14 protein-coding genes, 1 other RNA gene and 1 pseudogene are annotated in these 16,058 nt (G+C 48.0%); 10 read left to right on the top strand and 6 right to left on the bottom strand.

Translation table 11 applies throughout. The features are described 5' to 3' along the window. The first annotated feature begins 13 nt into the window (after positions 1 to 13). The 8 genes from B9Y59_RS10465 to B9Y59_RS10430 all read left to right on the top strand — a co-directional run bounded on the left by B9Y59_RS10465 (position 14) and on the right by B9Y59_RS10430 (position 7,753). Positions 14 to 1,759, top strand: a complete 1,746-nt coding sequence (locus tag B9Y59_RS10465; RefSeq protein WP_085533322.1) for an NADH-dependent [FeFe] hydrogenase, group A6 — start codon at positions 14 to 16, stop codon at positions 1,757 to 1,759. A 258-nt stretch (positions 1,760 to 2,017) separates the two neighbouring features. Continuing rightward, positions 2,018 to 3,307 (top strand): dihydroorotase, encoded by a 1,290-nt coding sequence (locus B9Y59_RS10460; RefSeq protein ID WP_054324576.1) that lies wholly within the window; start codon positions 2,018 to 2,020, stop codon positions 3,305 to 3,307. Between the two features lie 33 nt (positions 3,308 to 3,340). Continuing rightward, positions 3,341 to 4,270 (top strand): orotidine-5'-phosphate decarboxylase, encoded by a 930-nt coding sequence (gene pyrF, locus B9Y59_RS10455; RefSeq protein WP_085533320.1) that lies wholly within the window; start codon positions 3,341 to 3,343, stop codon positions 4,268 to 4,270. Further along, positions 4,267 to 5,031, top strand: a complete 765-nt coding sequence (locus tag B9Y59_RS10450; protein ID WP_411655553.1) for a dihydroorotate dehydrogenase electron transfer subunit — start codon at positions 4,267 to 4,269, stop codon at positions 5,029 to 5,031. Before pyrF ends, B9Y59_RS10450 begins: the two co-directional genes overlap by 4 nt. A 12-nt stretch (positions 5,032 to 5,043) precedes the next feature. Further along, positions 5,044 to 5,955 carry a dihydroorotate dehydrogenase gene (locus B9Y59_RS10445; RefSeq protein ID WP_085533318.1) on the top strand — a complete coding sequence of 304 codons (912 nt, stop codon included), beginning with the start codon at positions 5,044 to 5,046 and terminating at the stop codon, positions 5,953 to 5,955. 28 nt (positions 5,956 to 5,983) lie between these two features. Then, complete coding sequence (locus B9Y59_RS10440; protein WP_085533316.1) at positions 5,984 to 6,712, top strand: histidine phosphatase family protein; 729 nt, start codon at positions 5,984 to 5,986, stop codon at positions 6,710 to 6,712. After that, entirely contained in the window at positions 6,709 to 7,149 is a 441-nt protein-coding gene (ruvX, locus tag B9Y59_RS10435; RefSeq protein WP_085533314.1) for a Holliday junction resolvase RuvX, read from the top strand. Before B9Y59_RS10440 ends, ruvX begins: the two co-directional genes overlap by 4 nt. Positions 7,150 to 7,333: 184 nt before the next feature. Next, a complete protein-coding gene (locus B9Y59_RS10430; RefSeq protein WP_242967290.1) occupies positions 7,334 to 7,753 on the top strand; it encodes an RrF2 family transcriptional regulator in 420 nt (139 codons plus the stop codon). A 249-nt stretch (positions 7,754 to 8,002) separates the two neighbouring features. Here B9Y59_RS10430 and B9Y59_RS10425 read toward each other — a convergent pair whose 3' ends face one another. From B9Y59_RS10425 to B9Y59_RS10410, 4 genes are all read right to left on the bottom strand, one after another. Beyond that, a complete protein-coding gene (locus B9Y59_RS10425) occupies positions 8,003 to 8,878 on the bottom strand; it encodes a DegV family protein (protein ID WP_085533312.1) in 876 nt (291 codons plus the stop codon). A gap of 27 nt (positions 8,879 to 8,905) precedes the next feature. Continuing rightward, on the bottom strand, positions 8,906 to 9,781 hold the full coding sequence (locus B9Y59_RS10420; protein WP_054324571.1) for a DegV family protein: 876 nt from the start codon (positions 9,779 to 9,781) through the stop codon (positions 8,906 to 8,908). A 151-nt stretch (positions 9,782 to 9,932) separates the two neighbouring features. After that, positions 9,933 to 10,121: non-coding RNA, 6S RNA (gene ssrS / locus B9Y59_RS10415), on the bottom strand. A 2-nt stretch (positions 10,122 to 10,123) separates the two neighbouring features. Next, positions 10,124 to 10,426 (bottom strand): DUF1292 domain-containing protein, encoded by a 303-nt coding sequence (locus B9Y59_RS10410; protein WP_054324595.1) that lies wholly within the window; start codon positions 10,424 to 10,426, stop codon positions 10,124 to 10,126. Between the two features lie 1,781 nt (positions 10,427 to 12,207). On the opposite strand from B9Y59_RS10410, the gene trxB reads away from it, so the two are divergent. Beyond that, positions 12,208 to 13,131: a thioredoxin-disulfide reductase gene (gene trxB / locus B9Y59_RS10405; RefSeq protein ID WP_085533310.1), complete on the top strand. Its 924-nt coding sequence runs from the start codon at positions 12,208 to 12,210 to the stop codon at positions 13,129 to 13,131. A gap of 18 nt (positions 13,132 to 13,149) precedes the next feature. Continuing rightward, positions 13,150 to 13,365: pseudogene (locus B9Y59_RS10400) on the top strand (tyrosine-type recombinase/integrase); the annotation flags it as partial. 736 nt (positions 13,366 to 14,101) lie between these two features. Here the strand turns inward: B9Y59_RS10400 and B9Y59_RS10395 are convergent. Both B9Y59_RS10395 and B9Y59_RS10390 read right to left on the bottom strand, forming a co-directional pair. After that, positions 14,102 to 14,665, bottom strand: a complete 564-nt coding sequence (locus tag B9Y59_RS10395) for a manganese catalase family protein (RefSeq protein ID WP_242967368.1) — start codon at positions 14,663 to 14,665, stop codon at positions 14,102 to 14,104. Further along, entirely contained in the window at positions 14,634 to 16,031 is a 1,398-nt protein-coding gene (locus B9Y59_RS10390; RefSeq protein WP_158089004.1) for a recombinase family protein, read from the bottom strand. The genes B9Y59_RS10395 and B9Y59_RS10390 overlap by 32 nt, the downstream gene beginning before the upstream one ends. Positions 16,032 to 16,058: the final 27 nt, after the last annotated feature.

Genomic DNA, 16,058 nt, shown 5'->3' with positions numbered 1-16,058 from the left:
GAGTGTGCCATCAATGGATATGGTCAATATAAAAATCAACGGCATGCCCCTCTCGGTGCCGAAGGATTCTACGATTTTAGAGGCTGCACGGTATGCGGGGATCAATATCCCCACCCTGTGCTTCCTGAAGGATATCAACGAAATTGGCGCTTGCCGTATGTGCGTTGTAGAAGTGAAGGGCGCCCGTTCTTTGGTTGCGGCCTGCGTTTATCCGGTCAACGAGGGGATGGAAGTATTCACCAATACACCGAAGGTACAGGAATCCCGCAAGCTCACATTGGAGCTGCTGCTCTCGGTGCATGACCGGAAGTGCCTCACCTGCAAGCGCAGCGGGAGCTGCGAGTTGCAGTCGCTCTGTTATGAACTGGGTGTGGATGACGCTGAGCACTTCGACGGCGCAAAACCCGAATCTCTCAAAGATGAGTCCACCGAGTATTTGGTCCGCGACAATGGAAAATGTATCCTCTGCCGCCGCTGTGTTGCCGCTTGTGCCCACCAGCATGTGGCTGTCATCGGCCCGAACAGCCGCGGCTTTGATACGCACATCGGCTGCATGTTTGAACGTCCCTTGAACGAAGTGGCCTGCGTTTCCTGCGGCCAGTGCATTGTGAGTTGCCCGACAGGTGCTCTTACCGAGCGCGATCAATGCGATGAAGTTCTTGCGGCGATCAATGACCCGGAAAAGTATGTTGTGGTACAGACCGCTCCCGCCATTCGTGCGACTTTGGGCGAATGCTTTGGAATGCCGGTTGGTACGAATGTAAAAGGCAAGATGGTTGCCGCCCTGCGCCGCCTCGGCTTTGACAAGGTGTTTGACACCGACTTCGGCGCCGACCTCACCATCATGGAAGAGGCGACCGAATTCCTGGATCGCGTAAAGAATGGCGGCGTATTGCCGATGATTACCTCTTGCTCGCCAGGGTGGATTAAGTTCTGCGAGCACTATTTCCCGGATCTGCTGCCAAACGTATCGTCCTGTAAGTCCCCACAGCAGATGACCGGTGCAATGATTAAGACCTGGTTTGCCGAAAAGAATGGACTCGACCCGAAGAATATTGTGGTGGTCAGTGTAATGCCCTGCACAGCGAAGAAATTTGAGATCAAACGCGACGATGAGGCTGCAGCAGGAGAGGACATTCCAGACACCGATATTGCAATTACCACCCGTGAACTGTCCCGCCTTATCAACCGTGCTCACCTGGACTTCGTCAATCTGCCCGATGAGGACTTTGACGATGCTATGGGCGTTTCCACCGGCGCAGCGGCCATCTTTGGCGCGACGGGCGGCGTAATGGAAGCGGCGCTCCGCACGGCGGCGGATGTTCTGGAAGGAAAGAGCCTTGACAGCGTAGATTATACAGAAGTGCGCGGCACAGAGGGCATTAAAGAGGCGGTCTATCACATCGGCGGCATGGATGTCAAGGTTGCTGCTGTCAGCGGCCTGAACAATGCGAATGAGGTGCTAGAGAAGGTCCGCAAGGGCGAAGCGGATTATCATTTCATTGAGATCATGTGCTGCCCAGGCGGATGTGTCAATGGCGGCGGCCAGCCGATTCAGTCGGCAACGGTCCGCAGCTTTACAGACCTGAAGGGGCTGCGTGCAAAGGCACTCTATGAAGAGGATAAGAATCTTCCGTTGCGTAAGAGCCATGAAAGCCCGTTGATTAAACTGGTGTACGATGAATATTTGGGTGAGCCGGGGAGCCATAAGGCACACGAGCTTTTGCACACCAGCTACGTTGCAAGAAAAAGATTTTAATAGAAACATCTTTTCACAAAACAAGTTCTAAAAAATCCCGGACGGTATTTTCCGTCCGGGATTTTTGTTGCGTATTGAGTCAAATTTTCTAAGGGACATATGGAAAATTCGACAAGGTTTCCCTGGATTGACGGAATCCATTCGAAGCAATTTTTCTACTGATCTTGTTCTCGACGTTCTCGTGGAAAGGCTTTCTTTACATTTCTCCGTGGAATCAGTATAATAGAAATTATAGAAATTCCATCCAGGAGGTGCACTTTGGAAAAGCTTTTACTGCAACACGCGAGAATTCTTGACCCGTCATCCAACTTGGATGTCATTGGAGATCTTTTGCTGGAGGACGGTCTCCTAAAGCAGGTTGGCGGGACGGTTGAAGCGCCGGATGCCCAGGTGTTTGACGCAAAGGGGTTGGTGGCAGCCCCTGGCCTGGTGGACATGCACGTTCATTTGCGCGACCCAGGCTTTACAGAAAAAGAGGATATTTTTACCGGCTGCCGGGCTGCAGCAGCGGGTGGCGTGACCAGCCTGCTTTGCATGCCCAATACAAAGCCGGCGATCGATACCCCGGACACCGTGCGCTATATTTTGGACAAGGCCGCCGAAGCAGATGCCCATGTTTATGTGGCCGCGGCCATTACAAAAGGATTGCAGAGCAATGAACTGGACGATTTGGAAGCCTTGCGGGAAGCAGGAGCGATTGCGCTGAGCGATGACGGACGTCCCGTTGTAGATTCCCGTCTGATGGCCCGGGCGATGAGGGCTGCACCTGGCTTGGGGATGCGGGTCGTTTCCCACTGTGAGGACCTCGATCTCTCCAAAGGCGGACTGATGAACGAGGGGGATGTTTCCCGTGAACTGGGTGTGCCGGGCGTCCCTGCGGCAGCCGAGGATTGCGGAACCGCACGGGACATTGCTTTGGCGGAGGCATACCAGGTCCCCATCCACATCTGCCATGTGAGTTCCCGTACCTCGGTGGCAATGATTCGGGATGCAAAACGCCGCGGTGTGCAGGTCACGGCGGAGACTGCTCCACATTATTTCAGTTTGACCGACGCGATGCTACGGGCGCGGGATGCGGATTTCCGAATGAGTCCGCCGCTGCGCACAGAATCGGACCGATTGGCAGTGATCGAAGGGCTCCGCGATGGAACCATTGACGCAATTGCCACCGATCATGCTCCTCATACGCCTGCGGAAAAAGCTGATTTCTCCAAGGCGCCGAACGGCAGTATCGGGATGGAAACCTCGCTTGCCGCTGGAATTACCTACCTGGTGAAGACGGGCCTTTTGACGCTTCGAGAACTGCTTCGTCTGATGAGTACAGCGCCGGCAAACCTGTTGCACATTCCTGCGGGAACCTTAAATCCTGGAGCCCCAGCGGATATCGTGCTGTTTGACCCAGAAGAGCAGTGGACAGTGGAACCGGAGAAGCTCCATGGAAAGAGCCGCAATGCGGTCTTTAAGGGGCGCATTTTGACAGGACGCGTGAAATTGACTGTTTGTAGAGGAAAGATCGTCTACCGCGGCGGCAACGAAGGAAGAATATAAAACCATCAGAAAATAAGAAGGGCGGAAAAGAATATGGCATTTGACCGACTGATTGAACGCATTGCAAAGTTACAGAATCCCACAGTAGCGGGTTTGGACCCCAAGCTTGCCTATATCCCCTCCTATATCAAAGAGGATGCTTTTGAAAAGTATGGAAAAAATTTGGACGGTGCGGCCGCAGCCATCCTGGAATTCAATAAAGGGTTGATTGATGCACTGTGCGATATTGTACCGGCAGTAAAGCCGCAGTGCGCTTACTATGAAATGTATGGCTGGCAGGGTGTTAAAACACTGCACGATACCATTGCCTATGCAAACAGCAAAGGAATGTTTGTGATAACGGATGGAAAACGAAACGATATAGGGACTACCATGGAAGCATATGCGGCAGCGCACTTGGGGACCACGATGGTAGAGGATACGCTCTGTGTTCCATTTGGCGGGGATGCCCTTACCGTAAACGGTTATCTGGGTTCCGATGGAATCAAGCCCCTACTTTCGATCTGTCAGGCAGAGGACAAGGGCATCTTTGTGTTGGTTAAAACGTCGAACCCTTCTTCCGGCGAATTGCAAAACCGAGTTTTTGACGACGGGAAAACCCTGTATGCAACGATGGGAGTACTCTGCGAGCAGTGGGGGACAGAGCTTCCCGGGCAGTATGGGTATTCAGGTGTTGGTGCAGTGGTGGGAGCGACCTATCCGGAACAGCTCCGCGAACTTCGTTCCGCATTGCCCCATACCTTCTTTCTGGTTCCAGGCTATGGGGCCCAGGGCGGCGGTGCAAAGGACGTTGCGCCCGCCTTTGATACAAACGGCCGCGGCGCTATTGTCAATGCCTCCCGCTCGATCCTTTGCGCGTGGCAGAAGCAGAACGCTCCTGAACGCGATTATGCGAAAGCGGCTGCAGCAGAAGCGGTGCGGATGCGCGATGAAATCGTAGGGGAGATAGGGACGATCAAATGATGAAGTATGACGTGAAAACCTGTAAGCTTTTGAAAAAAAGAGAGCTTACAAAGGACATTTTTGATTTTGTCGTGGAAGCTCCGGAGTTTGCTGAGGTTGCACAGGCGGGACAGTTTGCGCACCTCTATGTACCGGGAAAAACATTGCGCCGTCCCATCTCAATCTGTGGTGTAGACCGCGCAGCAGGTACTTTGCGCTTTGTGTTCCAGATACGCGGCGAAGGAACCCGAATTTTAGCGGGCATGGAAGAAGGAGCAATGCTTGATATTCTGGCCCCGCTTGGGAACGGGTTTGTGTTGGGGGACTGTTCCCGTAAGGCGGTATTTGTGGGCGGAGGGATCGGCGTGCCGCCCCTTTTGGAGGCTTCTAAGGGGTTTGGGAGCCGTGCGACTGCGGTACTCGGTTTTCGGAACCGGGAGGCGGTGATTTTGGAAGAGGACTTCCGCGCCAATGGTTGCGAGGTACGTATTGCGACCGATGATGGCAGTGCAGGGCACCATGGGCTTGTTACAGATTGTCTCAACGATCTCTCTTTTGATGTGATCTTTGCCTGTGGACCGACGCCAATGCTGAAAGCCGTTTGTGCAGTGGCAAAGCAACGCGGCGTTGAATGCCAGATTTCTTTGGAGGAACGCATGGCCTGTGGAATTGGAGCCTGTTTGGGTTGTGCCTGTAAGCTGCTGGCAGATGGACGGGAATACTTTGGACACGTCTGTAAGGATGGACCGGTATTTCCTTATCAGACTGTTGTTTTGGATTAAGGAGGCGAAAAAATGGCTGATTTACGTGTAAAGATTGCAGGGATTACATTTGAGAATCCCTTGATTGCCGCCTCCGGGACCTTTGGCTTTGGCCGGGAATACCAGGAATTCTATCCGCTTTCTACGCTTGGGGGGATTTCCTGCAAGGGAATTACCCTTCAGGAGCGTCCGGGGAATCCTCCTCCCCGCATCGCGGAGACACCCTCTGGAATGTTGAATTCGGTGGGGCTACAAAATCCGGGTGTGGATCACTTTATCGAAGAGGACCTCCCTTGGCTCAAACAGCAAGGGACGGTTGTGATTGCAAATATTGCAGGCAATACGCAGCAAGATTATTGCCGCATGGCAGAGAAGCTCTCAGAAAGCGACGTCGATATGGTGGAGTTGAACATCTCCTGTCCAAATGTGAAGCACGGCGGTGTCGCCTTTGGCACCTCCTGTGCGAGTGTAGAGGAGATTACCGTCGCAGTGCGCAAATATTGCCGGAAGCCTTTGATTGTCAAACTGTCCCCCAATGTGGCGGATATTGGAGAGATTGCAGCGGCTGCGGAAGCGGGTGGAGCGGACGCAATTTCGCTCATCAATACATTGACTGGTATGCGGATCGACATCCGTACCCGCAGGCCTATTTTGCGCAATAACACAGGAGGGCTTTCTGGCCCAGCCGTATTTCCAGTAGCTGTACGAATGGTGTGGCAGGCCGCACAAAGGGTCAAGATTCCGGTCATCGGCCTCGGGGGAATCAGCACATGGCAGGATGCAGTAGAAATGTTGCTGGCTGGAGCCTCTGCGTTACAGATTGGAACAGTGTTCTTTACGGACCCATATGCGCCTGTAAAAATTCTGGACGGTCTGCGCCGCTATTTGGATGAAAACCATATTGCCTCTGTGACGGAGTTGACCGGAGGAGTATGCGCCTACTAAAGGAATTCGGAAGGAAGGCTGTGTAAGAATGGGACAACTTCATTCGTCGAACGATAGCGCCATTCCCCCAAAGGCGGAGGGGACCACTCGTATCTTGTTGGTTCGCCATTGTGAAGCGGAAGGGAATACGAACGGACGGTTTCAAGGAAGTTCTGACTGTGGAATTTCCGGAAATGGAGAAAAACAGCTTGAGCTTTTAGCGCTTCGTTTGCGGAATATTCGGATGGATTCGATCTATTCCAGTCCGCTCAAGCGTGCGCGGATGACCGCAGAAGCGATCAACCGTTATCATCATCTTACCATCCACGAAGACAAGCGTTTGCAGGAGATCGATGGCGGTGATTATGAGGGGCTTCTCTGGGCGGACCTGCCCAAAGTTGCACCGGAACAGGATGCCAATTGGTACACGGCGCCGCAGGATTTTTGCGCGCCAAACGGAGAGAGTATGCGCCAGGTATATGACCGTGTTTGGCAGGCGATTCGCTCGATTGTACGCGAGAATCCTGGCAAGACCGTGTGTGTAGCTTCCCATGGATGCGCTATCCGGAATATTCTCTGTCATGCCATGAACAAGCCTTTGGAACAGCTGAACGATGTGGATTGGTGCGACAACACAGCCGTCAGTGTGATTGACTTTGGAGAGCTGGAGAATCCCAAAATCATTTTACTCAACGATGCTTCCCACCTGACACCGGAAGTTTCTGTTTTTGCAAAGCAAACTTGGTGGCGGCGGGAGAATATGGAGCGTAAAAGATGAGGATATTAGCGGTTGATTTGGGAAAGGTGCGCACAGGCCTGGCGGTGTGCGACGAAGGAGAACGGCTGGCGTCCCCTGCCGGCGTTGTTCAGGAATACCATCGGGATCGGCTTGCAGCCGTTGTCGCTGCAAAGGCCGAAGAGTATGGTGTGGGAGAAATTGTGGTTGGTTTACCACGGAATATGGATGGCAGTGAAGGGGAGAGTGCGCAGGGGGCTCGATTGTTTGCTGAACACCTGCGAACCTTGGTTCATGTGCCCGTATGGATGCAGGATGAACGCGGAACCACAATTACTGCGCACGGATATTTGAACGATACGGATACGCGCGGAAAAAAACGAAAGGCTGTGGTGGATGCGGTTGCGGCCACAATCATTTTGGAGGACTATTTGATGGTCCGCCGGAACCGATTGCGCCAGTTGTCCAATCAAGAATAGAACGTCCAGAAGAAAGAAAATAAAGAACCGTAGAGTTGCAAAGGCTCATACGGTTCTTTTTGTGCGTTCTATATCCCAATTATAGCGGTTTTTTGTTCAAATGTGAGATTTCGAAGCGTTTTAAAAGAACAATGTTGACAAAGCTTATCAACTTTGTTATTCTATAATTAAGTTAAAAAAGAGGGTGAGTGTACTGCTGGTCACACGGGAAGCGGATTATGCGTTGCGGATTTTGCGCGCGTTAGCGGGCGGAGAGCAGCGGACAGCGGCGGATATTTGTGAGCAGGAGCAGATTCCGGACAAATTTGTCTATAAGATTGCAAAGAAGCTGGAAAAATCCGGCTTTATTAAGATTGTGCGCGGTGCGGAGGGTGGATGCCGTCTGATTGTGGATTTGCATACGATGAGCCTTTACGACTTAATGGAAGCCCTTGGAGCAGACCGGTTGGTGAATGCTTGTATGCAACCGGAGTACCGCTGTACCTGGCAGGAAAGGCATGCAGAAATTTGTTCACTTCATTGCCGTCTTGGTGAGGTGCAAAAGAAGATGGACGCACTTTTACGCGATTGCAGTTTATATGAGCTTTTATATGGGCAGGAATAAAAACCATTTGTTTGTTTTTCATTGATAGTCGATTTATTTGCTCAAACATTGTTTTTGTAGGGCATTTTTTATTGCTAGGTAAAATCAAGTGCAATCAATATGCTTTGAAAGAGATCACAAGGTGGCCCTGAGAAGGCCACATACCAACCATATTTTATACCGAAGAAATCCTTGAAGAAGAAAGATGCACAGCATCGAAAAGAGAGAACCGCATGTCGTTGTGACGGCGGTTCTCTCTTTTCATATCCATCAATTGCGTCCTTTTCCCATGTAGAAAATCGCAATGGCGCCAGGACCTGTATGGGACCCAATAATGGGGCCGATATTGTTGGTAACGATGCGTTTGATATGATAACGGTTTTTAATTTCCTTTTTCAGATACGCTGCGTCATCCATACAATCGCCATGGACAATGAATACGACCTGGTCACCCGTATCCCGGAAGGTCTTGTCCATATGCTCAAGAAGCACACGAAGCGACTGCTTGCGGCCTCGTACCTTTTCCATGGGAACCAGTTTTCCGTCTTCAGTAATGCGCAGGATGGGCTTGATCCCTAACATAGTTCCAACCAGTGCCGCTGTACCCGATAACCGTCCACCACGCCTGAGAAAATTCAGATCATCAACAGTGAACCAGCCGGAAACAAGCAACCGTTCCGTTTGCACCCATTGATATAAGTCCTCAATGGACATTCCTTCCTGCTGCTTTTGTACCGCTGCATAAACCAGCAGTCCAGTACCGAGGGTCGCGGTCAAAGAATCCGCCACCAATAGCGTTCGATCCGGATACTTTGCAGATAGTTCTTCCGCTACCAATACGGAGTTGTGGTATGTGCCAGAAAGGGCAGAGGAAAAGCCGATATACAATACGTCCACGCCGTTTTGCAGATAGCCTTCAAACACCTCGGTAAAGGCTGCTTGATTAATTTGATTGGTTGTGGACATATCGCCACCGCGCAGGCGGTCAAAAAAGTCTTTTGCAGAATACTCACGCTCATCTGGATAATGGGTATAACTTTCATCCCCAAAGTTAAAAGACATAGGGATCACATGGATGCCTAACTCTTCTACCAATTTGGGAGGTAAATCCGCGCAGGCGTCTGTGATAATTTGATAGTCATTCATTCGATTCGTTTCCCTCCTTGGATGCGCTTAATTTTTGCTGTTTCCCAGGAAAAATAGAGCGACCGTCCCAGGACCGGAGTGCGATCCAATGACGGGACCAATATAGTTGATGTAAATATTTTGCACAGCAAAACGTGATTTTACCTGTTCGGCGACATATTCGGCATCCTTAGGGGCGTTTCCATGGCTGATAAAGATCACCTGCTCTTCAGGATGCTCGACCGTCTTTGCCATATGATTGACCAATGCATCTAATGCGTTTTTGCGCCCACGCACCTTTTCCACTGGGATCAAGTGTCCCTCGTCGTCCACATGTAAAACAGGCTTAATTCCCAGCATGGTTCCAAATAATGCGGCTGCCCCGGATACGCGTCCGCCGCGTTTTAGAAAGTTGAGATCATCTACGGTGAACCAATGCGCCAATCGGTTGCGGTTTGTTTCGACCCAGGAAGCTACTTCATCAATTGTTCGTCCAGCACGTTGTTGCATAACAGCATGATAAACCAAGAGTCCTTCGCCCATGGAAGCCGCCAGAGAGTCTACAGCCAGGATACGGCGGTCAGGATATTTTTGAGAAAGATCCTGTGCAACCAAGCGGGAACCATTGAATGTCCCTGACAATCCAGAGGAGAATCCGATATAAAGTACATCGATTCCCGCTTGCAGGTACCGTTCAAACGTTTCGATAAAGGTAGCAGCGTTGATTTGATTGGTAGTGGTCGTTTCCCCCGCCGCTATGCGTTCGTAGAAGGACTTGTTGGATAAGTCTCGCTCGTCGGGGTATTGAAGATACGATGCGCCACTGAGGGTGAATTCCATTGGAATGATCACAACACCTAACTCTTGTGCAAGAGCGGGGGAAAAATCGGTGTTGGAATCCGTGATGATTTGATAGCCATCCATAGGATCAACTCCTTTTGCTCACAAATTCTTCCTACAATAGGACCCCAAAAGATAGAATTGATTATATACCATTTGAAAATGTCTGTCAAAATACACATACATGGGTATAAAGAAAGGCCCCTGTTTTAGAAACAGGAGCCGAATGATTAAAGGAAATCCCGCCTGGCCGTAATGTGCGAAATAACCTGCCTACGAAAGACAGGTGGGTGCCCGCCCAACGGGTTTCCACTCCCTTCTTCCAGCCGAAGCCGGGAGGTCTGCGGTCCGCCGCCGGAGCTAAGCTCCCGATTTAAAAGTGTAGGGTTATTTATACACAAGTCCACGCACCAGGCAGGGAAAAGCTTATTCTTCCGGATCTTCTTCTTCGTAAAGCTCCTCGAAGTGCTTTTCAAAGATTTCAGCAAGGCGGTCGAGAAGTTCTTCATCTTCGACCTCTGCGAGCTGTTGCTCGCCATCCTCTTCAATCGCCTCAAAGATGTAATAAGTCCCTTCTGAATCTACCTCGTCCTGTGGATCGTCAAAGGTAGGAAGTAGAGCGTAGAAACATCCTTCATCGTTATCAATCACATCGAGGATTTCAAACTCGTGTTCTTCACCCTCGTCATCAATCAAGGTAATCAGATCAGCGCCAAACTCGTCGTTCAAAAAGTTCATCTCCTTCACAATAATGTGCTTTCTGTTACTCATTTTACCTTTATAATGGCAGTAAGTCAACAGAAACTTTTGGTTAACAGGTATTCCTTTCAGAAAAAGGATCGAAAGGCTGGAAGACAGAGGGATAAAAGGCAAATATGCTTTCCATATGGAGGGGATCGTTTTATAAAAGGACAGTTATAAAAAATCACCTATAAAATTTAAAAAATGTTAGAAAAAAGTATTGACAAATACGGAAAACGCGCTATAATAGAATCAGAAACAGGGGAGAGAAAAAGAAAAAAGCAAACACCTTCCAAGAAAAGAAATCTGATGAAGGTAATATCACAAAAATGATATTATAAAAATTTGGAAGGTATGGAAAGTCTCCAATGTAGATACTTCAGAAAGGGTGTGAGTCCAATGAACAGCGAGCCAGTTCAGATGAATAGCGGCCAGTCAGTCGGGCTCGTGCCGCTATCTCATCAATAAAAACTTTAAAACAGTAGAGATTGTAGCTTCTGATACAATCAAGTGTCTGTCCTAAAGATTTTATTATTGCAACCAATTGAGATGCCAGGGGACAACGCGGAAACAAGTCGGTTGGAAAATACGGAGGAGTTGAAACGTTGCAAAAACTGGTAAATCCAAGTAAGTAACCATTTGATAGGTACAGAGCGACCAGCAGGATGGAGCGAAAAGGACCGGTGGTTTTGACGAACACTGCATTGTGATTCCTAAAAAGCTTGTGACGCTGGAAATCTGGATGAAGGAACAGAACGAAAGACAGGATGAGGCCTACAAGCAGTTGATCGACAGAGCTTATATTTGCAGCGTGGAGAGCCTGTAATGCCGGATTCGGAAACGACCGGAGCGAAAGCAGGAGAAAGCAAAGCAACTAAGTAATGATGAGCAAACTGTTTTTTGAGAAAGCTGATAATGCCTGTAAGCTGGATCACTTTCAAACAGATACAGACTAAAAACAAGTATGCGGATAGCAATTTCAGTTGAATCGAAAAATCGTTGTAACCATAGAGCTGAGAAGCCTGCAATGCTAATCCCTAAGAATGAAGTGCTTACAAGGTTGGTCGCCAAACCGATGGGAAGAGAATTTCGAAAGTGATAAGATACGTAGGGATCGTAAGCCGGGTAGAAATTCGTTAAATCTTCCAAAGGTGAGGCAATCATTCTGAGATATTCAGAAAAGTGAAAAGCCCGGCCGGGTGTTTTTTGCAACACTTAATTGATGAATATGGAAGAATGGTTCCAAGCATCTCGTTTTTATAAAATAAAACGAAAAGGAATGAGTCCAAAGGGCAATTTAGTTTGAGCAACCATTTATTTGAGAAAGGAAACGGTTCGTATTACGCTTCGATTATCAAAGATGGTGTGCGAAAGCACGAAGCAAATCTTATCGGGAATCGCGTGATCTATAGTTTGAAGCCTGTTTTGCTCTTCATAAAAGAGTAGGTTCAATAGAGAACAGAATGATAGTAGGTGAGTCCAAAATATAGTTAAAACACGCATCAAGTTCTTTTGTGAGATTTATTGCTTCTAAAGTGATTCCCAAGTGCTAAATACAAAAGTCCAAGTTTATCGTGTACGGTAAGCAAAGGGTTTTTAGATAGTAAGAGGATCGAAATTGTTCAATAACTCAATATAGAAGCTCCGGTGATTAAGATTGCCGGAGCTTTTGCTTTTATGTCTTCCTATTTTTTCTATTCTTCGGTATAATGGGGTATACTGATCGTGACGATAATAGGTAAAAACCGTTCAAAAAAGGAGGAGTTTCTTTGACTCAATATGATGTGATTATCGTTGGCGGAGGACCAGCTGGTTATACGGCGGCCCTTTATTGTGCGCGTGCAGCGCTCTCTACATTGGTTTTGGAAGCGATGGCGCCCGGTGGACAGATGGGGACAACCGATCAAATCGACAATTATCCGGGCTTTGCTGACGGAGTCAACGGTTTTGAGCTTGCTATGAATATGCAGAAACAAGCAGAACGGTTTGGCGCAGAGAGTACTTTTGCACAGGTTTCCTCTATGGAACTGACGGAGCCGGAAAAAAAGATCCACACGGAGGATGGAAATACCTTTACCAGTCGTGCTGTGATTCTTGCTTTAGGGGCTTCCCCTAGGGAGCTGGGCTTGCCAGAAGAACGCGCTCTTCGTGGACGTGGTGTATCTTATTGTGCCACCTGCGACGGCATGTTTTACAAGGGAAAGACGGTTGTTGTTGTCGGAGGAGGAGACACTGCTGCCGCAGATACCGTTTTTTTATCTAAGATATGCCAAAAAATTTATTTGGTGCATCGCAGAGATACGTTGCGTGCCTCAAAGGCTTACTTGAAACCACTTGAAGCTTGTGAAAATGTGGAATTTGTTTGGGATACTGTTGTGGAAGAAATTTTAGCAGATAGTAGCGTCACAGGAGTTCGAGTAAAAAACAAAAAAACCGGGGAATCCAGGGAAATCTCGTGTGACGGTGTGTTTATCGCCGTCGGAAACGTGCCCAATACAGCTCTTATAGCAGAATCTATAAAACTTACTTCCAATGGTTATGTCGATGCAGGGGAGACGACAGAGACAAATCTGCCTGGGGTTTTCGCAGCCGGAGATGTACGCCAAAAAGTACTCCGGCAGGTCGTGACGGCTGTTTCGGATGGTGCTGTAGCCTCTCATATGGCGGAAGAGTATTTAAATAGAATCGAATAATTTTCTGATTTTTTTGCCAAGAAGTATAACAAGTGCCACAAGGAGCCGTTGCCGTCGGTAATGATGCCTCACACTATGCGGCTCACGTTCTGCACCAGAATGGTAAATGAGGGAATGAACCCTAAAGCACTACAATATATCATGGGACATTCCAACATCATTATGACGCTGAACTATTACGCCCACGCCACATTCCATTTCACCCAAGAGGAAATGAACAGACTGGAAGCCTAGGCGGAAATCAAAGAGGTAAACACGGAGAAATCCGAAGCTCCCACTTAGTAGTAGACAGGTATTTTACTATTTCTTCTACTACTTTTGACCGGGAAAACTCGAGGGGTTATAAAAGTATATGTGAGCTTTTTCCGGCATTTAAGAACTTCTAAAAGGATAATCGAAAACCTATTAAGCTCTTCAGTCAAATAAAGCAATCATTTAGGGATAGAGGAAAGCATCCTATATTTAGTCGATTCCACTTGAGGAGAGAAAAAAGGAATCTTTGATATGGGTAAGGGATAAGCGGTTAAAGAATTTTTGGTAGGGAAAACAGTGCAGGTGCCAGTAATTAAAATGTTTATTGCTCCTAGTCCACCCAATATTCTTTCTGAAGATGGATAAAAGGAAGGATAGAATATCCAGAAAATCATTTGGTTTGATTCAGTTAATCTGAGAAATTCATTGCATATTGCACATCTTCTGTAGTATTGTGAAGCGAAATGTACTGTACTTTCGGAATGAAAGGTTGATCGATGCGATGCATAAATCTCTCGATTATATCTCCTTGTAAGAAAAGGTTTGCTTTAGGCAACAGAAATATAGAAATTTTGTGATATATGCTGATGAACGTATAGAAAAAGCCTCCTAGCTATTTGGGATAAAAGCTAGGAGGCTTTTTTGTATGTGTTATGAAGAGTATCATGAAAGGAATTTGGAATATACATAACACATTTTAAGACGTATTGTCCAAAGTTTATTTTTTATCGAACGATGGATTAAAGGCATAGAAGTTTTTGGAGTCCAGATTATCAGTAGCGATTCGGAGTGCCTCGCCAAAACGTTGGTAATGCACAATTTCGCGTTCGCGCAAGAATTTGATCGGATCACGCACATCCGGATCATCTGCATAACGAAGAATGTTATCATACGTTAAACGAGCTTTTTGTTCTGCACTCAAATCCTCATGGAGATCAGCCAGTACATCTCCAGTTACTGAAAAAGTATTAGCTGTAAAGGGTTCGCCACTGGCAGCTTGTGGATAGACACCTGTTGTATGATCGACAAAGTACGTATCAAATCCAGCGTTTTTGATCTGTTCTGTAGTCAAACCGCGTGTTAATTGATAGACAATTGCGCTGACCATCTCCAAGTGTGCCAGTTCTTCCGTACCTATATCGGTCAATATGGCTTTTAATTCTGGATATGGCATGCTATATCTTTGGCTTAGATAGCGCAGAGAAGCGCCTAGCTCTCCATGCGGTCCCCCGGATCGTAAGTTGAGAGATTTATACGGTTTGATAATAACAATCCAGATGATTTTTTGTAGAATCGAATACAATACGCTTAAAAATCGTGTGTAACAAGCGGTTCTTCTCTTGCCCTGTAATCTGGTTTGAACGAAGCAAGGAAGAAATGTTGATTGGCTTATGAGCCACAGATGGGAACGATAGGCGTTTCATATCGGCGGTAAGCGTGGTGAGGCGTGCTTGTAAGCGTGCCTTCTCGCGACAATAATCCTCCAGGGTTTCGGCTCCAGCTTCGTAGGCATCGCGAAGCCGTTCCAGCTTCTTTTTTTCTCGTTCCACTTGCAAATGAAGAAGGCTTTCCGGATTCACATGGGGGATGGGGGCCATCTGGAGATTTTGTAGGGAAAGATCAGCGTCTAAAGTACAATAAATCCATTCTTCTAATCTTTGATTGGGAATGTAGTGGGAGATGGTGCAGTTGCCATGGGCATATCCGCAACATTGTAATGCATTCCGAGCGCTTTTGACGAGTGGCGCCCCACAGGAAGAACAAAAAACAAGGCCTCGCAAAGGATAACACCTTTTGGGGAGGCACTGACGTTCTCGCCGTATTCTACGATTTTGTTGATTTTGAACTTCGGCCCACAAAGCGAGGTCCACAAGAGGTTTATGGTTTCCCTCTGTGAGCATGGATGGTTGCTGTGTTTCTTGACGCCCAGAAGAACGGTGCGGATTCCAACGGATTTTTCCGATGTAGACGGGGTTTTGTAAAAGATATTCTACGGCACGAGCTTCCCAACGAAGCCCCCGTGCGGTAGGAATTCCCATTTCGTTGAGCTGCTGGGCGATTTCTTTGCAGGAAATACCCTGCGCTCGTTGTTCAAACATCCATCGTACCACTGGAGCGGTTTCTGAATTCGGGATATAGCGCTTTTCTTGGATACGATAACCATATGCAGGGGGTGTGACCGGTTCACCCCGGCTCACTTTTTCCAACATCCCACGTTTGACCTCTTCTGCCAGATTGATGCTATAGTATTCATCCATAGCTTCGATTACTGCCTCTAGGAGAAGGGAGAGCTTATCGTCGCCAAGCTGTTCGGTTACAGAAATAACATCAATACCCAATTGTTTCCGTAACATGGTTTTGTAGACAATGCTATCCCGCCGGCTTCGTGCAAAACGGCTGAATTTCCATAAGAGGATACAGTCAAAGGGTTTGGGCTTTTGTTTTGCCATTCCAATCATACGCATAAAAGCGGGACGCTTTTCTGCCTGTTTTCCACTAATTCCTTCTTCCTCCTGAAAAATAAAGGATTCTGGGAGCAACATCCCATTTTTTTGCGCGTAGTCCCGGACAACCTTCAGTTGGCTGTCGGGGCTATATTCCAATTGTCCATCGGTTGACACACGTATGTAGGCCGCAGCTATTTTCATGTGGATTCCTCCTTGATCTATTTGTAG

Origin of the sequence: Anaeromassilibacillus sp. Marseille-P3371 (assembly GCF_900169665.1) — a bacterium.
In the GTDB taxonomy this organism is placed as follows: domain Bacteria; phylum Bacillota; class Clostridia; order Oscillospirales; family Acutalibacteraceae; genus Anaeromassilibacillus.
Note: the sequence above shows the minus strand (reverse complement) of the source record. Positions and strands in the feature narration are given on the sequence as shown.